The 20,353-nt window shown below is 60.3% G+C and carries 16 protein-coding genes and 1 riboswitch; of the genes, 9 read left to right on the top strand and 7 right to left on the bottom strand.

Annotation, left to right across the window (positions count from 1 at the left end; genetic code table 11):
* Nucleotides 1–183 precede the first annotated feature (183 nt).
* Nucleotides 184–1,479 (top strand): histidine-type phosphatase, encoded by a 1,296-nt coding sequence (locus ACIQYF_RS10890; protein ID WP_402860755.1) that lies wholly within the window; start codon nucleotides 184–186, stop codon nucleotides 1,477–1,479.
* A gap of 203 nt (nucleotides 1,480–1,682) precedes the next feature.
* On the top strand, nucleotides 1,683–1,919 hold the full coding sequence (locus tag ACIQYF_RS10885; protein WP_402860799.1) for a hypothetical protein: 237 nt from the start codon (nucleotides 1,683–1,685) through the stop codon (nucleotides 1,917–1,919).
* Between the two features lie 177 nt (nucleotides 1,920–2,096).
* Here ACIQYF_RS10885 and ACIQYF_RS10880 read toward each other — a convergent pair whose 3' ends face one another.
* Entirely contained in the window at nucleotides 2,097–2,555 is a 459-nt protein-coding gene (locus ACIQYF_RS10880; RefSeq protein ID WP_402860752.1) for an REP-associated tyrosine transposase, read from the bottom strand.
* A 147-nt stretch (nucleotides 2,556–2,702) separates the two neighbouring features.
* A riboswitch (adenosylcobalamin (AdoCbl) riboswitch) is annotated at nucleotides 2,703–2,840 on the top strand.
* Here ACIQYF_RS10880 and ACIQYF_RS10875 point away from each other — a divergent pair.
* Both ACIQYF_RS10875 and ACIQYF_RS10870 read left to right on the top strand, forming a co-directional pair.
* Complete coding sequence (locus ACIQYF_RS10875) at nucleotides 2,839–3,051, top strand: CbtB domain-containing protein (protein ID WP_402860749.1); 213 nt, start codon at nucleotides 2,839–2,841, stop codon at nucleotides 3,049–3,051. Its footprint overlaps the riboswitch before it by 2 nt.
* Before the next feature lie 15 nt (nucleotides 3,052–3,066).
* The gene (locus tag ACIQYF_RS10870) at nucleotides 3,067–3,801 is read left to right on the top strand and encodes a CbtA family protein (protein ID WP_402860746.1); all 735 of its coding nucleotides are present in this window, start codon (nucleotides 3,067–3,069) and stop codon (nucleotides 3,799–3,801) included.
* A gap of 76 nt (nucleotides 3,802–3,877) precedes the next feature.
* Here ACIQYF_RS10870 and ACIQYF_RS10865 read toward each other — a convergent pair whose 3' ends face one another.
* From ACIQYF_RS10865 to ACIQYF_RS10840, 6 genes are all read right to left on the bottom strand, one after another.
* A complete protein-coding gene (locus ACIQYF_RS10865; protein ID WP_402860743.1) occupies nucleotides 3,878–5,293 on the bottom strand; it encodes an efflux transporter outer membrane subunit in 1,416 nt (471 codons plus the stop codon).
* Nucleotides 5,290–8,418: an efflux RND transporter permease subunit gene (locus ACIQYF_RS10860; protein WP_402860796.1), complete on the bottom strand. Its 3,129-nt coding sequence runs from the start codon at nucleotides 8,416–8,418 to the stop codon at nucleotides 5,290–5,292. The genes ACIQYF_RS10865 and ACIQYF_RS10860 overlap by 4 nt, the downstream gene beginning before the upstream one ends.
* Before the next feature lie 5 nt (nucleotides 8,419–8,423).
* Nucleotides 8,424–11,489, bottom strand: coding sequence for an efflux RND transporter permease subunit (locus ACIQYF_RS10855; protein ID WP_402860740.1), 3,066 nt, complete (start codon nucleotides 11,487–11,489; stop codon nucleotides 8,424–8,426).
* 10 nt (nucleotides 11,490–11,499) lie between these two features.
* The gene (locus tag ACIQYF_RS10850; protein WP_402860737.1) at nucleotides 11,500–12,603 is read right to left on the bottom strand and encodes an efflux RND transporter periplasmic adaptor subunit; all 1,104 of its coding nucleotides are present in this window, start codon (nucleotides 12,601–12,603) and stop codon (nucleotides 11,500–11,502) included.
* A gap of 140 nt (nucleotides 12,604–12,743) precedes the next feature.
* Nucleotides 12,744–14,015 carry an MFS transporter gene (locus ACIQYF_RS10845; protein WP_402860734.1) on the bottom strand — a complete coding sequence of 424 codons (1,272 nt, stop codon included), beginning with the start codon at nucleotides 14,013–14,015 and terminating at the stop codon, nucleotides 12,744–12,746.
* Nucleotides 14,016–14,130: 115 nt separating this feature from the next.
* Complete coding sequence (locus ACIQYF_RS10840) at nucleotides 14,131–15,090, bottom strand: LysR family transcriptional regulator (RefSeq protein ID WP_402860731.1); 960 nt, start codon at nucleotides 15,088–15,090, stop codon at nucleotides 14,131–14,133.
* 107 nt (nucleotides 15,091–15,197) lie between these two features.
* On the opposite strand from ACIQYF_RS10840, the gene ACIQYF_RS10835 reads away from it, so the two are divergent.
* The 5 genes from ACIQYF_RS10835 (at nucleotide 15,198) to ACIQYF_RS10815 (ending at nucleotide 20,343) form a co-directional block, all read left to right on the top strand.
* Nucleotides 15,198–15,938 carry an SDR family oxidoreductase gene (locus tag ACIQYF_RS10835; RefSeq protein WP_402860728.1) on the top strand — a complete coding sequence of 247 codons (741 nt, stop codon included), beginning with the start codon at nucleotides 15,198–15,200 and terminating at the stop codon, nucleotides 15,936–15,938.
* Between the two features lie 146 nt (nucleotides 15,939–16,084).
* Entirely contained in the window at nucleotides 16,085–16,933 is an 849-nt protein-coding gene (locus tag ACIQYF_RS10830) for an ureidoglycolate lyase (RefSeq protein WP_402860725.1), read from the top strand.
* Between the two features lie 38 nt (nucleotides 16,934–16,971).
* Nucleotides 16,972–17,943, top strand: a complete 972-nt coding sequence (denD, locus tag ACIQYF_RS10825; protein ID WP_402860722.1) for a D-erythronate dehydrogenase — start codon at nucleotides 16,972–16,974, stop codon at nucleotides 17,941–17,943.
* Between the two features lie 151 nt (nucleotides 17,944–18,094).
* Nucleotides 18,095–19,462, top strand: coding sequence for an MFS transporter (locus ACIQYF_RS10820; RefSeq protein ID WP_402860719.1), 1,368 nt, complete (start codon nucleotides 18,095–18,097; stop codon nucleotides 19,460–19,462).
* On the top strand, nucleotides 19,459–20,343 hold the full coding sequence (locus ACIQYF_RS10815) for an NAD(P)-dependent oxidoreductase (RefSeq protein ID WP_402860716.1): 885 nt from the start codon (nucleotides 19,459–19,461) through the stop codon (nucleotides 20,341–20,343). The genes ACIQYF_RS10820 and ACIQYF_RS10815 overlap by 4 nt, the downstream gene beginning before the upstream one ends.
* Nucleotides 20,344–20,353: the final 10 nt, after the last annotated feature.

Here is a 20,353-nt window from a genome sequence, read left to right as displayed (position 1 = left end):
GAATAAAGCCACAGCGACTGCGAAGAACAACAGGATCGATTGTATTTTTTCGCGCAGTACCCGGCATGTCCAAAGACGACATTCACTTGATCACCCACACGATGTGGCTCTACAAACACACCGACGGGTTTTGCCGACTAGACTCAGCGCCCACTGTGTCCTGCAAGGCCCAAAGGAAAAACGATGAAGACGTTGACCCCGCTCTACACCGGTCTGCTGCTCGCCAGCATGATCAGCCTGCCCGCCTTTGCCCAGCCCCCAACCAGCGAGGGCTACGTGCTGGACAAGGTTGTTCAGGTCAGCCGCCACGGCGTGCGCCCGCCCACGGCGTCCAATGAAAAACTGCTGACCCACGTCACCCAGCGCCAATGGCCGACCTGGCTGGTGCCCTTCGGCAACCTGACCGGTCATGGCTACACCGGCGCGGTCGAAATGGGCCGTTATCGGGGCGAAGTGTTGCGCAGCGCCGGGTTGATCCCGCAAGGCTGCCCCCACGCCCGTCAAGTGCTGGCCCACGCCAGCCCTATGCAACGCACCAAAGCCACCGCCCAAGCCCTGCTCGACGGTATGTTCCCCGGCTGCGGCTTGCAGCCGGGTTACGTCAGCGGTGAACAGGACGCGCTGTTCCAGGCCAATGAAATGCCCTTTGCCGCACTCGATCCGGACAAAGCCCGCGCCCAAATTCTCCAGGCACTGGGTGGCAGTGTCGAAGCGGCCCAAAAGCGCTACGCCCCTTACGAAGCACAACTGCGAGAAGTCGCCTGCCTGCCCGGCACCGACTGTCCGTACGGCAAACAAACGTGGAAGCTCGAAGAAAACGCCAAAGGCCGTTTTTCGATCAAGGGCCTGAGCGCGGGCGCCAACATGGGGGAAGTGTTCCGTCTTGAATACAGCCAAGGCCTGCCCCTGGATAAAGTCGCGTTTGGGCATGCCCGCACCGCCGCGCAAGTCTCCAGCCTGATGGTGCTGACCAAAGCCAAATATGACTACCTCAACGACATCCCCTATATCGCCAGCCGTGGCGCGTCAGAGTTGATGAACCAGATATCGCTTGAGCTCAAACAAGGCACAGCACTGGCCGACAACACCGCGCCAGGCACACCGCCGGATGTGCCGTTGATGCTGTTGGTGGCCCACGACACCAACATTGCATACCTGCGCACGATGCTGGGTTTTGGCTGGAAACTGGGCGACTACATCGAAAACAATATTCCGCCCGTGGGCACGTTGCAGTTTGAACGCTACAAGGAAGTCAAAACCGGCGAATACTTTTTGCGCATTGCCTTTGAAGCGCAGTCGATGGATCAGATTCGTAATCTGACCCCACTGAACGGCGGGCAAAAACCGCTCAAGCAAGACTTCGCCAGCAGCAAGGATTGCCGCAAAACCAGCGTCGGATTGCTGTGCCCGCTTAAAGAAGCCATGGCCACCGTCGACCACAACATCGACCCGACCGCGCTGACGCCGTACACCTGGTAGCACCCTGCTTGCCTCGCGATTTTTTAAAAGATCAAACGATCGCGAGGCAAGCTCGCTGCGACACGAAAGCGCGAGGGTGAGCGTGACGCAGGGGCTGTCGCCTATAGATACTGCGCCCTGACGTGAGATACATTGAAACGGCCTGTTACCAAAACAACAGCCCGTTCACTCACAGAGGGTGCCACTTGAATACAAATCAAAAAATGCGAACCTTCGATCTGATCCGCGAGGCGGTACTGCCTGAGTACCGCGACCGTGTAGACGACTACCTGAGCCTCTACGAGCAAGCGCTGCACAATGAGCACGCCCCGACCGATAACCTGCACGCCATGGCGCACCAGCTTCGGGGCTACTTGCGGGGCCTGAATACCACGCGTGTGCTGGGCATGGCGGATTGGGAAGAACTCGACCGCCGGGTGACCGAGTCCTGGCTGGAATAACCCGCCTTACTGAGCGTTACGACTGAAGATGCGGATCACTTCATCCAAGTGCTCGGCCATCGCCTGACGTCCATTTTGTGGGAGAGGGCTTGCTCGCGATGCAAACGACTCGGTCTATCTGAATGACCGAGTTGATGCCATCGCGAGCAAGCCCGCTCCCACAGGTTTTGCAATACGTCATAGCCATATGGCATCCCATAGAGGGTAATCCCCTACTCGCTTGACCAGCCCTGCGCGTATAGGGTTGGCGATGACATAACGTGCCAGATGCTTCAAATCTTCGTCATCACGTAAAGCGTGGTCATGGTAGCCCTGCTGCCATCGGCTGCCTGTTCGACCGGTTGCTTGGTTAATGGCCCGCGTACTCAACGATTTGGTGCGACACATCAATTCGTCAAGCGAACCGCTCTGAAGCACCACCAGCCAATGAAAGTGATCAGGCATCACGACCCATGCAAGCGAGTCGACAAGACCTTGTTCTTGTGCGCACCTCAGTTGTTCTACAACCCTCCTGCCGATATGCCAGTCCAAGAAAATGGGCTCGCGATTCAATGTATTGGCGGTTAACAGATAGAGACGGTTTTGCTCGCTGTAACGACCAAGGCGCAGACGATGAGAGGTAGGAAATACGTGCATAAACAGGCTCAATGGGTTGATAAGCCCAAAAACTAGTCACTGCCAAGAAGGCAGCAGCGGGAATCGTTTAACCGTATATTTCATAGCTCCCACAAAAACGTAATGGCGCGAGTTTTTCCTGAGACGCTAGCGTAGACTGCCCAGGTTATTTCAGTATGTTACGAAGGAAAGAAGTCGGTCAAAATCCGACGCGGTCGCGCCACTGTAGTCGGCTCCTTGCCGAAAGCCAGATCTTCCTTTGCCTTATGCACTCTTGCCGGGACGCGCAATCCCAGAGGTAATCATGGCTTACAACGCTTCAACTCAGACTGACATCTCCCTGCCTGCCATTCCCTTGGGCGATATTTTGCCTTGGGCGATCTTCGGCGGCCTGTTGCTGATGCTGGCGATTTATTTCGTCGGCGCCGAACAAGGCGCCACTGCCATTTTCAAGGGCATGTACGTTCACGAATTCGTACACGACGGCCGCCATCTGCTGGGCTTTCCCTGCCACTGATCCGAGGATTACTACATGACTGGTCGTTTACTCGTCAGGGGCATGCTTGTCGGTCTGATTGCTGGCCTGCTGGCTTTCGGTTTTGCCAAAGTGTTCGGGGAGCCCCAGATTGAGAGCGCTATCGCGTTCGAAGAACACATGTCTCACTCACACGGCGATGCCGAGCAAGGAGAACCCGAACTGGTCAGCCGCCAGGTGCAAAGCACCTTCGGCCTGTTGACCGGGGTGGTGGCGTACAGCGTGTCACTGGGCGGCATTTTTGCCCTGGTGTTTGCTTTCTCTCTGGGGCGCGTCGGCAATGTCGGCCCACGCGGCCTGTCTGCGCTGTTGGCGCTGACCGCCTTTGTGGTGGTGTTTCTGATCCCGGGTCTCGTTTATCCGGCCAATCCACCGTCAGTGGGCGATCCGAGCACCCTGGGCAAGCGCACCCAACTGTTCTTTCTGATGTTGCTGGTGTCGGTTGCCGCTGCGGTGATTGCAATCAGTGCAGGCCGCACGTTCATCGCCCGCTCGGGTCTGTGGAATGGCGCGATCAAAGGCGTGGCGCTGTATCTGGTGATTGTTGCAGTGGCCGGCTACCTGTTCCCGACCATCAGCGAAGTGCCGCAAAACTTCTCGGCAGTCTTGCTGTGGAAATTCCGCGTCGCAGCCCTGGGCATTCAAGGGGTGATGTGGACTGCTCTGGGGTTGATCTTCGGCGCAGTGGCTGAACACTTGCTGTTGCCGGCGGGCAAGGCTTACAAGGCCTGAGTCATTGAAATTCTGTAGTCGCTGACGAAGTACGAAGGCTGCGCAGCCGATCGCAGCCTTCGCTCCTCGACAGCGACTACAAGCCCCATCCTCCACCCAAACTTTGAATCAGCGCCACGCTGCCCTGGCTCAGTTGCGCCTGGGTATCGCGCAAGTTCTGCTCGGTCTGCAACAGGATTAATTGCTGAGTCAGGACGTTCTGCTGGCTGACGGTCCCGGCTTTCAACTGCGCCTCTTGGCTGCCAAACAGTTGCTGGTTGCGCGTATAGATCTGTTGGTAAGTGTCGGCCTGCACGTTCAGGTGATTGATCGCCGACAAGTTGTCTTCGACGTTCTGCAACGCTGACAGCACGGTGCCACGGTAATTGGCCGCGTCCTGGTCGTAGCTGGCCTGCGCCTGTTGCACCGCCGCCTCGCGGGCGCCGCCATCAAACAGGGTCGCCGCCAGCGCCGGGCCCAAGGTCCAGATGCGGTTGGGCACGCTGAACAGTCCACCCAATGCGCTAGCGCGATAACCGGCTTCGGCGGTCAAGTCCAGAGTCGGAAAGAACGCCGCTTCGGCCACGCCGATTTTGGCGTTAGCCGCCGCTGCGTTACGTTCCGCCGCCACCACGTCCGGCCGGCGCAGCAGCAGGTTGGACGGCAAGCTCAATGGCGGGCGCGGCACCACAAAGGTGTATTGGGCTTTGGGCTCGATGCTCAATTGTGCAGGCGCAACGCCTACCAGCACCGCTAAAGCGTGTTCGTATTGTTCGCGCGAGCGCTGGGCGGTCTGCAACGCAGCGACCACGCTGCTCAGTTGGTCTTGCGCTTGCAGCAGTTGGTCATTGGCCGCCGTGCCCTGCTGGTATTGGGCCTGGATCATGTCCAGCAGTTGCTGGTTGATCTGCTGCTGTTGCTGCAACAGGCCGATGTCGATGTCCAGTTGGCGCAGGCCCAGATAATTGCTCGCCACGCTGGAACTGATGGACAGCCGCACCCCGGCCAGCAAGGCGTCGGACGCTTGGGCTGTGGCATTGCTCGACTCGATGCCGCGACGCACTTGCCCCCATAAGTCCGGCTCCCAACTGGCAGTTAGGGTAGCGCTGACCACGTTCACCACCCCGCCGCCCGTACTGGTACTCGAACCACTGGAACTGCTGCCACCTACGCCCCGGGTGCCGGACAGTCCGGCCCCCAGGGTCGGCCATAAACCGGCCCGGCTCGATGACACTTGCGCTTGCGCCAGCCGATAAGCCGCCTCGGCGGCATCGATGGACGGGTTAGCCGTGGCCGAACGCTGGATCAACTCGGTCAGCAGCGGATCGTGGTATTCCAGCCACCACTGGCTGGCCAGCGCGCCTTGCGGGTTGGCCACTGCCCGCTGCCATTGCAGGCCCTCCTTGAAGCCCATGGGCAATGACATCGGCGGTTTTTGATAGTCCGGCCCCACCATGCACCCGCCAAGCGTCAGGCTAAGGGTCACAGCCAAGAGCAGCGGTTTGAGATTCATTGGGTTGTCTCCTTGGGTGCCCGGCGCAGACGGTGTGACACGCGGTCCAGCCACAGGTAAATCACGGGTGTGGTGTACAGCGTCAGCATTTGACTAAATAGCAGTCCGCCCATAATTGAAATCCCCAGCGGACGCCGCAGTTCCGAGCCGTAGCCGCTGCCCAGTACCAGCGGCAAGGCACCAAGCATCGCCGCCAGCGTGGTCATCATGATGGGCCGGAAACGAATCAGGCAGGCGCTGCGAATCGCTTCCTGAGCACTGAGCCCCTGCTCTTTGCGTTGGGTGATGGCGAAGTCGATCATCATGATCGCGTTTTTCTTGACGATACCAATCAGCAAAATCACCCCCACCAAGGCGATGATCGACAGCTCGGTGCCCGTCAGCAGCAACGCGATAAGCGCCCCGACCCCGGCCGAGGGCAAGGTCGAGAGGATGGTCAGCGGGTGGATCAGGTTTTCGTAGAGAATCCCCAGCACGATGTACACCGAGAGAATGGCCGCCAGAATCAGCAATGGCTCACTGGACACCGACGACTGAAACACCTGCGCCGTGCCCGCGAACTGCCCGACCACGCTGGCGGGCATGCGCAACTGCGCCACGGCCTCTTCCACCAGGCTCGTGGCCTGGCCGATGGACACGCCCGGCGCCAGGTTGAACGAGGCGGTCACCGCCGGAAAAGTGCCCTGGTGGCTGATGGAAATCGCGGTGCGCGCCACCGCCTGTTGCGCCACGGCTGACAACGGAATCAGGGTCGCGCTGGCATGGCTCGCCAGGTTCGGCGCAGCGCTGGTTTTACTGGCTGTCGAGGCGACTTGTGGCAAATAGATCGACTTGAGCGCAGACGGGTCGGCCCAGTATTGGGGCGCGACTTCCATGATCACGTGGTACTGGTTGGCAGCGCGGTAAATGGTCGATACCTGACGCTGGCCAAAGGCGTCATAAAGGGTCTGGTCAATCGCCGACATACTGACCCCGAGCCGCGCCGCCGTGTCGCGATTGACCGTCACATTGGCCTCGAGGCTATTGTCTTGTTGGTCGGTATTGATGTCTGTGAGCTGCGCCAAGGTGTGCAGTGCCGCGACCACTTTGGGCACCCATTCATCGAGGGTGCTCTGGTCGTCGGCAGTCATCGTGTACTGGTACTGTGCGCCACTTTGGCGCCCGCCCACGGTGATGTCCTGCACCGATTGCAGGAACAACCGAGTGCCCGGCATGTCGCCCAGGCTTTGCCGGATCTGGGCAATGATCTGGTCGGCGCTTTCCTTGCGCTCGCCCAGCGGCTTGAGCGCGATAAACATCTGCCCGCTGTTCACCGAGCCCCCGCCACCGCCCGCGCCGCCGACAAACCCACCGACCGTGTCGACGTTGGGGTTGAGCATGATCTTGCGGTTGATCTCCAGAAAGTCCTTGTGCATGGCCCCGTACGAGATGCTTTGCGAAGCCATGATGCTGCCGCTCAGGCGACCGGTGTCTTCCTGTGGGAAGAACCCCTTGGGCACCAGCACATAGAGCACGCTGGCCAACACGATCACCAGCACCGTGACCAGCCCCATCAACAACGTGTGCTCGATGACCCAGCCCAGAGTGCGGTCATAGAAGCGATGAAAGATCGAGTCCTGCGCCGCTTCATGTTTGTCGCCTGGCTGCGGTGCGCGCAGAAAGATCGCCGCCAGCATCGGAGTCACGGTCAGCGAAACCAGCATCGAAATGCCGATCGATACCGACAAGGTGACCGAGAACTCGCGAAACAGCCGCCCGACGATGCCGCCCATCAACAGCAGCGGAATAAACACCGCCACCAGCGACACACTGATGGTCAACACGGTAAAGCCGACTTCCCGCGCTCCGGCCAGCGCCGCCTGCACCCGCGACTCGCCGCGCTCCAGGTGGCGCATGATGTTTTCGACGACCACAATCGCATCGTCAACCACGAACCCCGTGGCAATGGTCAGTGCCATCAACGACAGATTGTTGAGGCTAAACCCCATGAAATACATGGCGCCAAAGGTCCCGAGCAACGACAGCGGGACCACGATGGCCGGAACCAGGGTGCTGCGCCAATCGCGAAAAAAGGCGAACGTCACCAGCGTCACCAGAAGAATCGAAGCGATCAGGCTCAGTTCCACGTCGCGCAGCGAAGCGCGGATGGTGGTGGTGCGGTCCATCAGGATGTTGAGCTTGATCGACGCCGGGATCGACTGTTGCAGAAACGGCAGCTCGGCCTTGACAGCGTCCACCGTCTCGATGACGTTGGCCCCCGGCTGTTTGAAGATCACCAGCAGCACCGATGGCTGGCCGTTGTACAACCCAAAGTTACGCAGGTCTTCTACGTCTTCGCGCACGTAGCCCAAGTCGCTGATGCGCACCAGATCGCCATTGTTCTGCTTGACCACCAGTGCGCCGTAATCCGGCGCGTTGTAAAGCTGGTCATTGGCCGCCAGCACGTGGCCCTGCGGGCCAATATCAAGGGTGCCTTTGGGCAAGTTGACGTTGGCTGCCCCAATCACTTCGCGCACTTGCTCAAGGCTGATGCCGTAGTGGTTAAGCCGGTCCGGGTTGAGCTCGACGCGCACCGCCGGCAACGCACCGCCGCCCACCGTCACATCCCCCACCCCGCTGGTTTGCAGCAGTTTTTGTTCGAGCAACGTCGACGCCACGTCGTACATTTGCCCCGGCGTGGCAGAGTCGGAGGTCAGGCTGATAATCAGGATCGGCGAGTCGGCCGGGTTGACCTTGCGGTAGGTCGGGTTGCCGGACAAATCGCTCGGCAAATGGGTGCGCGCGGCGTTGATCGCAGCTTGCACATCGCGGGCGGCACCATCGATGTCGCGATTGAGGTCGAACTGCAAGTTGATGCGGGTCGCGCCCAGGCTGCTGGACGAGGTCATTTGTGTGATCCCGGCAATCTGCCCGAACTGGCGTTCCAGCGGGGTCGCGACAGACGTGGCGACGGTGTGCGGATCGGCCCCCGGCAATTTGGCGCTGACACTGATGGTCGGGAAATCCACCTCCGGCAGCGGCGCCACCGGCAGCAGGTTGAACGCCAGCACACCAAACAGCGCGAGCCCCACGGCCAGCAAGGTGGTGGCAATCGGACGCTTGATAAACGGCGCGCTGAGGTTCATCGCCATCAATCCGTCTTGACCGCACGCCGACCGCTAAGGCGTTGCCCGAGGTCATGCATGGCGAGGAAAATCACCGGGGTCGAGAACAAGGTCAGCAGTTGGCTGAGCAACAGCCCGCCGATGATCGCAATCCCCAGCGGATGGCGCAGTTCAGAGCCAATGCCGGTGCCCAGCGCCAGCGGTACCGCGCCAAACAGCGAGGCCATGCTGGTCATCAGAATCGGCCGGAAGCGCAGTTGCGCCGCCTGCTTGATCGCCTCCGCCGGGCTTAACCCGCCATTGCGCTCCAGCTCCAGGGCGAAGTCGACCATCATGATGCCGTTTTTCATCACGATGCCGATCAGCAGCACAATCCCGATCAGGCCAATGATGTCGAACTGCGTGCCCGTAATCAGCAGGGCCAGCAACGCCCCGAGCGCCGCCGACAGTAAGGTCGAGAGGATGGTGATCGGGTGCACGAAACTCTCGTACAGAATGCCCAGCATCAGGTACACCACCACAATCGCCGCCAGCACCAGCAACGCCTGATTGGCCAATGACCCCTCAAAGGTGGCCGCCGCGCCTTGCAAGGAGGCCTGCACCGACGCGGGCAGCGCGACCTGCTGCTCAATGGTTTTGAGTTGGGTCAGGGCCGCGCCCAGGGTTTTGCCCGGCGCCAGGTTGAAGGCGATGTCGGCATAGGGAAATTGCCCCAGACGATTGATCGTCAGCGGCGCGCGCACCACTTGCTGGGTCGCCATGCTCGACAGCTGCGCCACCCCGCCGCCGGGGATGTTGACGTACAGTCCGGTGAGCAAGTCCGCGAGGTTTTTCGGCGGATGGTCGGTGGCCATCACCACGTGGTACTGGTTGAGCTGGGTGTAAATGGTCGAGACCTGGCGCTGGCCGAACGCGTCGTAGAGCACATCGTCAATCGCTTGCGGGGTGATGCCCAGGCGCGAGGCGGTGGAGCGGTCGAAATTGAGCTGAATCTGATTGCCGAACTGCATGGCCTGGCTTTGCACGTCGGTGAACATCGGGTCTTGCTTGATCGCCGCCATCAGCTTGGCGGTCCATTGCTCCAGCACGTCCGGGTCGGTAGCCTGCAAGCCGAGCCGGTAGCTGGTGGTCGCAACGCTGGCATCGAGGGTCAAGTCCTGCACCGAGTGCAGGTACAGGCGAATCCCGGCCACATCGGCATTGGCATCCGCCAAGCGACGGATAACCACGGCGGCACTGTCACGCGCCTCCCGTGGCTTGAGGTTGATCAGCAAATTGCCTTGGTTGATGGTCGGGTTGGTCTGGTCGATGCCGACAAACGAAGACAGGCTCTGCACCGCCGGATCACGCAGGATGCGCGAGGCCAGGCGCTGTTGCTCGACCTGCATCTGCTGAAACGAAATGGTCGGCGCAGCCTGGGAAATGCCCTGAATCAGGCCGGTGTCCTGCTCCGGGAAGAACCCCTTGGGCATGACCATCAGGGTCAACAACGTCAGCAGCGCAGTGAACACCACCGACAGCAACGCCAGGGTGCGGTGCGCCAACACCCAGTTCAGTCCGCGCACATACTGATGGTTGATGCGGTCAAAGAAGTCTTCGCGGCGTTCCTGGAGGTGCGCCTTGAGCATGCGCGAGCACATCATCGGCGTCAGGGTCAGGGTAATCACCGCCGAAATCACAATGGTCACGGCCACCGTCATGGCAAATTCGCGAAACAAGCGCCCCACCACATCGCCCATAAACAGCAGCGGGATCATCACTGCGATGAGCGCCATCGACAGCGAGATGATGGTGAAACCGATTTGCGCCGAGCCCTTGAGTGCCGCCTGCAACGGCGTTTCTCCGGCTTCAAGGTAACGACTGATGTTCTCGACCATGACGATGGCATCGTCGACTACAAACCCGATGGCGATGGTCAGGGCCATCAAGGTCAGGTTGTTCAGCGAAAAGCCCAGCGCATAGGCCACCGCCAGGGTGCCCAGCAGGGTCAAGGGCACGGTGACCGCAGGAATGATCGTCGCCGGGACATTGCGCAGAAACACAAAAATCACCAGTACCACCAGCACCACGGCGACGGCCAGTTCGTATTGAACGTCGGTGACCGAGGCGCGGATGGTCTGGGTGCGGTCGGTGAGCACTGCCACCTTGAACGTGCCCGGCAAGCTGGCACGCAGTTTGGGCAACAATTGCTGCACCCGGTCGACCACCTCGATCACGTTGGCGCCGGGCTGACGCTGGATACTCAGCACAATCGATGGGGTTTCGTTGGTCCAGGCGGCCTGTCGCGGATTTTCCGGGCCTTGGGTCGAGGTGGCAATTTGTGACAGGCGAATCGGCGCACCGTTTTTATAAGCGATTACCAGATCGCGGTACTCCTCGGCCGATTGCAACTGGTCGTTGGCGCCGATGGAGTACGCCTGAAACTTGCCGTCGATGCTGCCCTTGGCCTGGTTGACGTTGGCGGTGCCCAAGGACGTTCGCAGGTCATCCAGCGACAACCCCAGGCTGTTCAGCGCGGAGGTGTTGGCCTCGACCCGTACCGCCGGGCGCTGGCCGCCGCTGATGGTCACCAGTCCCACACCGCTGATTTGCGAGATTTTCTGCGCCAGCCGGGTATCGGCCAGGTCTTCCACTTTGGTCAGCGGCAATACGTCCGAGGTCAGTGACAGGGTCAGCACCGGCGCATCGGCCGGGTTGACCTTGCTGTACACCGGCGGATACGGCAGGTTGGCCGGTAAAAAAGTGCCGGCGGCGTTGATCGCCGCCTGCACCTCCTGCTCGGCAACGTCCAGCGACAGCGCCAGATCGAACTGCAAAGTCACCACCGAGGCGCCATCGGAGCTGGTGGAACTCATGGATTTAAGGCCAGGCATTTCCCCCAACTGACGCTCAAGGGGCGCCGTGATCGACGAACTGATGACCTCTGGACTCGCACCGGGGTATTGGGTGAACACCTGTATGGTCGGGTAGTCGACTTCCGGCAAGGCCGAGACCGACAGCAGCCGGTAACCCACAATCCCCAGCAACAAGATGGCGACCATCAACAAACAAGTGGCGACCGGACGTTCGATAAAGGAGCGAGAGACGTTCATCCGCGGCGGCTCACTGTGCGACTACTTTGATAGCCGACCCGTCGTCGAGCTTGTCCGCACCCTCCGTGATCACCTGCTCGCCGGGTTTGACCCCAGCCTCCAGAATCGCCGTCACATCGCCCATGGCCGGGCCGGACTTGACGTTGCGCAGGCTGGCTTTGTCGCCCGCGACCACAAACACGAAATCACCTTTGCTGCCATGCTGAATCGCCCGGGTCGGCACCACCGGCACCTGGCTCAGGGTCTGGGCCTTGAGCCGGGCGTTGACGAACTGATTGGGAAACAGCACGTGGTTGGCGTCATCGAACTGGGCCTTGACCTTGATCGTGCCGGTACTGGTGTCGACCTGATTGTCCAGCGCCAGCAACTGCCCGCTGGCCAACAGGCTTTTTTTGTTGCGGTCATAGACCAGCACGTTCACATCGCCTGCGGCCTTGGCCTGGTTGATTGCACCGAGGTCATCCTCGGGCACGGCAAACACCACCGTGGCCGGTTTCATCTGGGTGATAACGGCAATCCCGGTGGTGCCGGCAGTGGTCACGTAGTTGCCCGGGTCGACCTGACGCAAGCCGACAATCCCGTCCACCGGCGAGGTGATGGTGCAGTAGCTCAGTTGCACTTGCAGATTTTGCACGCCGCCCAGATCGGCAGCCACGGTGCCGACTTGCTGCGCCACGCTGGAGATTTGCGTATCGAGGGTTTGTTGGCTGATGGAACCGGCCTTGATCAACTCGCGGTAGCGCACCAGATCACGCTGGGCATTGCTCAATACCGCCTGATCATGGGCCAGAACCCCTTTGGCCTGAGCCAGTTGAGCCTTCAGCGCGCGGTCGTCGATGCGCGCAATGACCTGCCCTTTGCGCACCTGCTGACCTTCTTTGAACTCGACCGCAGACAGAATGCCGTCGACCTGACTGATCACCGTGATGCTTTGGGTGGGCGTGACTGTACCCAGGGCGTCTATATAGACCGGCACGTCCTGCTGCACCACCGCCACCGCCGCCACTGGCTCGCCTTTGGTCATGGGTCGGGTTTTGTGAGACGTGGCCGGCCAGTAAAAATACAGGCCCAATGCAATCGCTGTCAGAACAAGCGCTGTGAGCGCCCAAATCATCTTGTGTCTGTTCACACGCGTCACTCACCCAAGGGAGGCAGAGGTCAGCTTAGCTGAGCGACACATTCCGAAATTAAATTCGGTGACAGCTTACAAAGGATTTACATAGGCCTGTCCTGTGGGAGCTCCCACAGGGTGATTCATGCCGTTGCAGGGGCTCCATTTAAGCGCGTTTGCGGGGTTGAAGGCTCTTTGAGCAGCGCAAAGTAGGCGAACGCCGAGCACAAGGCGACCACCGCACTGATCACAAACGCCGACGAGAACGAGCCACTCTGCTGCACGCTAAACCCGGTGAGGATCGGCGCAATCGAGCCCGCCAAATAACCGCCAAAGTTCTGGATCGAACCAAACGAGGCCACACGCTCAGACGGCACGATGGTGTTGACGATCATCCACGCCGTGGCGCTGGAGATGTTGATGAAGAACATGGTCAGGCACAGAAGCACCACACATGCCACGACGTGGGTGGTGAAGGCCACGATCAGGGTAAACAGCGCCCCGCCGACCAGACCCAGAATGACCATGAGTTTGCGGCTGGCCAGCACGCGCATGCCCCGCGCCACCAGTTTGTCGCAGCAGCGGCCCGCAACGATGGTCCCCAGCGCCCCAAACAAGTAGGCCAACGAGACCACCCAGGCGGTGCGATACAGGTCCAGGCCGTGCTCACGCTCGAAGTAGCCCGGCAACCAGGTCAGGTTGAGCCAGATCATGTAGATCACGCCCATAAAGCCAAGAAACGCACCCCAGGTGTTGCGGTCTTTGAGCAGTGAAGACCAGCGCAGTTTCGGCGCCTTTTTTTGTTGCACGGGCACCGGTTCTGCACGGCCAGTGGCAGCCATGTACTCGGCTTTGCTTTTGTAGAACTTGAACCAGCACACCGCCAGCAGCAAACCGAGGATGCCAGTGAGGATGAACATGCCGCGCCAGCCCAGGTGCACCATGAACAGCGTCAGCAAAGGCGGCGCCAGACACGGACCGATGCAGGTCGATGACCACACCCAGCCGGTGGCCGTGCCGCGCTCTTGGGTGTCGAACCACTCGGACAACGCTTTGGCCGCCGAGGGAAACACCGGCGCTTCGCCAATCCCCAGCAACACCCGCAGGCCGACCAGATGGCCATAGCTGCTGAACAAACCAAAAGCCCCCTGCGCGAGCGACCACACCACCAAAGAGCCGCCCAGCGCCAGCTTGCTGCCGAGTTTGTCGATCAACGCGCCCAAAGGAAGTTGCGAGAAGGCATAGGCCACGGAAAAGGCTGAGAGCATGATGCCCATTTGCATCGGGCTAATGGCCAGGTCTTTTTGGATGGAGGTATTGGCGATAGAGAGAGCACTGCGATCGAGGTAGTTGACGACGCCAATCATGAACAGGAAAAAGATAGTCAGCGTTTTGTAATTTTTTATTGTTTTCATACGCGCCTCTGATGAGCGATGGCGCCCGACCCAAGTGTTTGAGCGGACGACTGCACTCTAGTAGGCCACTTGCGCGCTGCCCAATCACAAGATCCCATCACTCAATAACCGCGAGTTATTGAGGCGTCTGGCGAGCACCGCGCACGGCATCGGGGCCGTTTAACAAGGCATCGATAAAAGCCTTCATCGACCAACTGGCCGGCTCGTTGCGCCGGGTGATGATGCCGTAGTCGGCCAGCACCAGCGGAAACGGTAGCGCCAGACGGGTCAGGCGCCCGGCCTGAATTTCGGGTTCGGCCATGGATTCGGCCAGCATCGCCACCACCGGGGCGGTTTGCAGCAACTGCATGGTGGTTTGCAGAGAGACGGTTTCCACGGTGTTTTCCGGGGTTTGCATGCCCGCCTCGACGAAAGCCCGTTCCAGCCGCGCGCGCATCGGCGTCCCCGTCGGGTAGACCACCCACGGCCAACTGCCGAGCTCGTTCAGCGGAATTTCGCTGGCGCCCGCCAACGGGTGCTGACTGCCCGTCACCAGACACAATGGCTCCGGCGCCAAGGCTTGGAAATCGAACAGTTCACGATGGCGATCCAGGGTGAAACGCGCCACCACCAGGTCCAGTTGCTTGTGTTCAAGCATGGTCAGCATATTGGCGCTGGTGCCTTCCAGCACTTCAATCGTAAGCAACGGCCATTGCTGTTTGACCTCGACAATCGCCGCGGGCACCGCAATCGCCGTGGCGGCGTAGATGGTGCCGATCTTCAGAAAACCATGCCCGCCTTGGCGCAGATGGTTGATTTGGCCGACGAACTGCCGGGTGTCGTTGAGGGCGATTTGCGCAAAGCGCGCCACGTGACTGCCCAGGTCGGTAAGCGACATGCTGCGCGGCAACCGCGCAAACACATCAAAGCCCAGCTGGTGCTCTATCTCGCGCAGCATCTTACTGACCGCCGGTTGGCTGATGTTCATTTCCTGAGCGGTGGCGTGCATGTTTTGGGTGCGCGCCAGGGTATCGATCAGCACCAAATGGCGGAACCGTAGCCAGTTGCACAGTTGATTAAACCCGACATCCGCCATCCGATAACCTCCAGTTATTAAGGCTTGAGAATATCTCATTGGCGATTATCGGAGCGCAACATTAGTGTTAAGCCATTGGGCCCAATAAAAATAATGGAACTGCTTTCATGAACCTCGCCAACAAACGCGTTCTGATCACCGCGGCGGCCAACGGCATCGGTCGAGCATCGGTACTGGCCCTGCGTGATGCCGGTGCCCACGTGATCGCCACTGACCTCAATATCGACACCTTGCAGGACATCCCCGGCATTCAAGCACTGCAACTGGACGTGACCCAGACCTCGGACATTGAAGCCATCAGCCAGCAAGTTGGCACGATCAACGTCTTGTTCAACTGCGCAGGGTATGTGCACAGCGGCGCGTTGCTGGAGTGCGACGACCGCGCCTGGCAGTTCTCCTTCGACCTCAATGTCACGGCCATGTACCGGATGATCCGCGCCTTTTTGCCGGGCATGCTGGCAGCCGGCGGTGGCAGCATCATCAACATGGCGTCGGTCGCGTCCAGCGTCAAAGGTGTGCCCAACCGTTTTGCCTACACCGCCAGCAAGGCCGCTGTGATTGGCTTGACCAAATCGGTGGCCGCTGATTACGTCGGTCAAGGTATTCGTTGCAACGCCATCTGCCCTGGCACAGTGGACTCACCTTCGCTGCGCCAGCGCATTGGCCAACAGGCACGTGAGCAAGGGCGCTCGGAGGCAGAGGTGTATCAGGCCTTTGTCGATCGCCAGCCCATGGGCCGCATTGGCAACGTTAATGAAATCGCCCAGTTGGTGGTGTACCTGGCCAGCGATGCCAGCAGCTACACCACCGGTACCACCCAGATCATTGATGGCGGGATGAGTAACTGAATGTGGCAAAACCTGTGTAGTCGCTGCCACAGGCGGCGATAAGGCCGTAGGACCTTCAAACGCTGGGGGTCGCTATGCGCCCCCATCGCAGCCTGCGGCAGCGGCTACAAAGACAGTTCTATTTCTTATTGGCTACAGGAGCTTTTATGAAACTGCTGCGCTACGGCGAAAAAGGTCAGGAAAAACCCGGTCTGCTGGATGCCCAAGGCAATATTCGCGATTTGTCGGCGCACATCGCCGATGTCGCCGGTAACGCCCTTGCGCCCGAAAGCCTGCAGGCACTGAGCAAGATTGACCCGTCCACCCTGCCGCTGGTCAACGGCTCGCCACGCATTGGCGCGTGTGTGGGTCAGGTCGGCAAATTCATCTGTATCGGCCTCAATTACGCAGACCACGCCGCTGAATCCGGCCTGGCAGTGCCTACGGAACCGGTGGTGTTCAACAAATGGACCAGCGCTATCTGCGGCCCCAACGATGACGTTGAAATCCCCCGCGCTTCGACCAAGACCGACTGGGAAGTCGAACTGGGCGTGGTCATCGGCAAAGGCGGTCGCTACATCGATGAAAGCAACGCTATGGATCACGTCGCCGGTTATTGCGTGATCAACGATGTGTCCGAGCGCGAGTGGCAACTGGAGCGTGGCGGTACCTGGGACAAAGGCAAAGGCTTCGACACGTTCGGCCCGCTTGGCCCATGGCTGGTGACTCGCGACGAAATCAGCGACCCGCACCAGCTCAACCTGTGGCTTGAGGTCGACGGACAGCGCTACCAGAACGGCAATACCAACACCATGGTGTTCCAGGTCCCGGCACTGATTGCCTACCTGAGCCGTTGCATGTCGTTGCAACCGGGCGATGTGATCTCCACCGGCACGCCACCGGGGGTTGGGCTGGGCGTGAAACCCGAGCCGATCTTCCTGCGCGCAGGCCAGGTCATGCGCCTGGGCATCGAAGGCCTCGGCGAGCAACGCCAACGCACCGTACAAGCTGACTGATTCAGTGCTCGAACAACTATAAGAAACAGGAGCAACACATGCGCATTCTCATCACTGGCGGCACCGGCTTTATCGGCAAGCAACTGGCTCAACGCCTGGCGGACTTGAACACCCTGACCCTCGAAGGCGAAGCGCCACGCACCATTGAACGCATCGTACTGTTCGATACCTTTGCCGGTGAAGACGTGCCCAACGATCCGCGCATTGAGCGGGTGACCGGCGATGTGGCCGACCCTGAAGTCATTGCCCGCGTGACCGATGGCGTGGACCTGGTGTGGCATTTGGCAGCGGTGGTCAGTTCGGCCGCCGAAGCGGATTTCGACTTGGGCATGCAGGTCAATCTGCACGGCCTGATGCTGTTGCTCGAAACCTTGCGCAAACAAGGCACCTCGCCGCGTCTGGTGTACGCCAGCGGCTTTGCAGTGTTTGGCGGCAAGCTGCCGGAAGTGGTCGACGACGACACCGTGCTCACCCCGCAATCGTCTTACGGCATGCAAAAAGCCGTCGGTGAATTGCTGGTGGCCGACTATGCCCGTAAAGGTTTTGTCGATGGCCGCGTATTGCGCCTGCCGACCGTGGCCGTGCGCCCAGGCAAGCCGAACAAGGCGGCATCGACCTTCTTCAGCTCAATCATCCGCGAGCCGCTGGTGGGTCTGCCGGCCGTGTGCCCGGTGCGCCCGGACACTCAGGTGTACCTGACCTCGCCACGCCGCATTGTTGAATCGATGCTGCTGGGCATGACCTTGTCGCCGCAGACCTTGGGCGGCGAACGCATCATCCCGCTGCCAGGCGTGACCACCACCGTGGCCGACATGGTCGCGGCGCTGCAGCGAGTGGCCGGTGATGACGTCACCCAACTGATTCGCTGGGAGCCGGACGCAACCATCCAGCGCATTGTTGAAAGCTGGCCGAGCAAGGTGCAAGCGCCACGTGCGCGAGCACTGGGCTTTACCGCCGACCCGGATTTTGATGCCATCGTGCGGGCGCACATAGAGGACACTGCACGCTGACTGAAATGCACTCTCCCCTGTGGGAGCGGGCTTGCTCGCGATTCAGGCGAGGCGGTGTCACTGCTGAACCGAGTTGATACCCTCGCAAGCGAGCCCGCTCCCACAGGAGAAGGTTGACGCTAATAACAATAAAAAATTGAGGCCAAGCGCTATGACCACACCGCTTCCAGATGTCACAGACATCGAACAACAGACGATCAAGCGTGTAACAAAACGCATGATTCCCTTTCTTATCCTGCTGTTTGTGGTCGCCTTTCTGGATCGCAACAACGTCGGGTTCGCCGCGCTGCGGATGAACGACGACATTGGCATCAGCCAGACCTTGTATGGCCTGGGTGCGGGTATTTTCTTCCTCGGCTACTTCATTTTCGAAGTGCCAAGCAACGTGTTGCTGCACCGTTACGGCGCCCGCGTGTGGATCGCCCGAATCATGGTGACCTGGGGCATCATCGCCGGGGCCATGGGCTTTTTGCAGACGCCTGTGCACTTTGTTTCGCTGCGCTTTCTGCTGGGCATCGCTGAAGCCGGGTTCTTCCCAGGGGTGATTTACTTGCTGTCGCTGTGGTTCCCGAGCCGCTATCGCGCCCGCATGATCGCCACCTTTTACCTCGGCGTGCCGATTGCTCAGGTCATCGGCGCCCCCCTGTCAGTGGGCCTGATCGAAATGGGCGACGCGCTAGGTTTTGTCGGCTGGCGCCTGATGTACATCGTTGAAGCCGTCCCCGCCGTGATCCTGGGCGTGGTCTGCTACTTCTACCTCACTGACCATCCTCACCAGGCGCATTGGCTGAGCGATGAGCAGCGCAACTGGCTGATCAATACCCTGGAAAACGAAGAGCGCAACAAACCGCTGGTGGTGGGCATTCAGCCGACCAAATGGCAGATGATCCGCAAAGCGTTGTCCAGCCGGCAGGTGTGGCTGTTGGCGCTGGTGTACTTCGGGATCACTTCGGGCTCCAACGCCATGAACTTCTTTATGCCAACGGTGCTGGCGTCGTTCCGTGGCTCGTTCGGGCTGGAAATCGGTCTGATGCAAAACGGTCTGATCACCGCCATTCCTTACGCCTTGGCCGCCGTGGCAATGATCTGGTGGAGCCGTCGTTCTGACCGTCTGCAAGAACGTCACTGGCATGCGGGCGGTGCCGCGATGTTGGCCGCGGTGTCTATCGCGGTGGCGCTGTGGCTCAACCAGCCGTGGATTATCGTGATCGGCTTTATCTTGTTGGCGATGGGCGTTTACAGCGCAATCAACGTGTTCTGGGCAGTGCCTGGACAGGTGCTGACAGGCCTTGGGGCTGCCGCCGGGATTGGCTTGATCAACTCCATCGGCAACCTCAGCGGTTTCATCGGGCCTTACCTGACCGGCTATCTGTTCAACGTGACCGGCAGCTACACCCCAGGCTTCCTGGTGATTGCCGCACTGGTCGGCGCCGGTGGTCTGGGCATGGTGCTGATGCCGCGCAACAAAGTTTCACTGGGTAATTCGACACAATCTGCAACCGTGGGAGGCAAGGCATGAGCCTGCAAACCGTAGCGTTTATCGGGACAGGGATCATGGGCAAGCCCATGGCCCGCAACCTGCTGCAAGCCGGCTATCCGGTACGGGCATGGAACCGCTCGGCCACTAAGGCGCAGGAATTGTCTGCGCAAGGTGCCGAGGTTTTTGACACACCGGCCCAAGCGGCTGAGGGCGCTCAAGTCCTGATCTGCATGCTTAGCGACGGCCCGACCTGTGACGAAGTGCTGTTTGGCGAAAACGGCGCGGCGAGGGCCTTGGCCCCCGGCGCGCTGGTGGTGGTGATGAGCTCGATTCCGGTCGAAACCGCCGTCGAACACGCCCGCTTGAGTGCCGCCATGGGGCTGCGTTACCTCGACGCTCCGGTGTCGGGGGGCGAGCGCGGGGCCCGCGAAGCCAGCCTGGCGATCATGGTCGGCGGCGAAGAGGCTGCGTTTGAGCAAGGCCGCCAAGTGCTGGCGGCCATGGGCCGACCGGTGCACGTCGGCCCGGCCGGAACCGGGGAGCTGTCGAAGCTGGTCAACCAGTTGATCGTCGCCAGCACCATCGCCGCTGTCGCTGAAGGCCTGCTGCTGGCCGAACGCGGCGGCGCCGATCCGTCAAAGGTACATGAAGCCTTGATGGGCGGGTTTGTTGACTCGCCGATCTGGCGCCAACACGGCCAGCGCATGCTGACCAACGATTTCACCCCCGGTGGCCCGGCCAAGTGGCAGCTCAAAGACACCCGCACCGCCTTGGCCCATGCCCACAAACTGGGGCTCACACTGCCGGTCGGCCTGCGGGTCGACGGGCTGTTTCAGTCCATGGTCGAGGCCGGTGACGGCGAGCTCGACCACGCGGGGCTGATCCGCCAGCTACGCCGCCACAATTCACTGCCTGAATAAAAATAATCTG

The organism is Pseudomonas sp. NPDC096917 (assembly GCF_044762555.1).
GTDB lineage: Bacteria > Pseudomonadota > Gammaproteobacteria > Pseudomonadales > Pseudomonadaceae > Aquipseudomonas.
The sequence above is the reverse complement of the archived record's forward strand: the minus strand, read 5'-3'. Positions and strand labels throughout refer to the sequence as shown.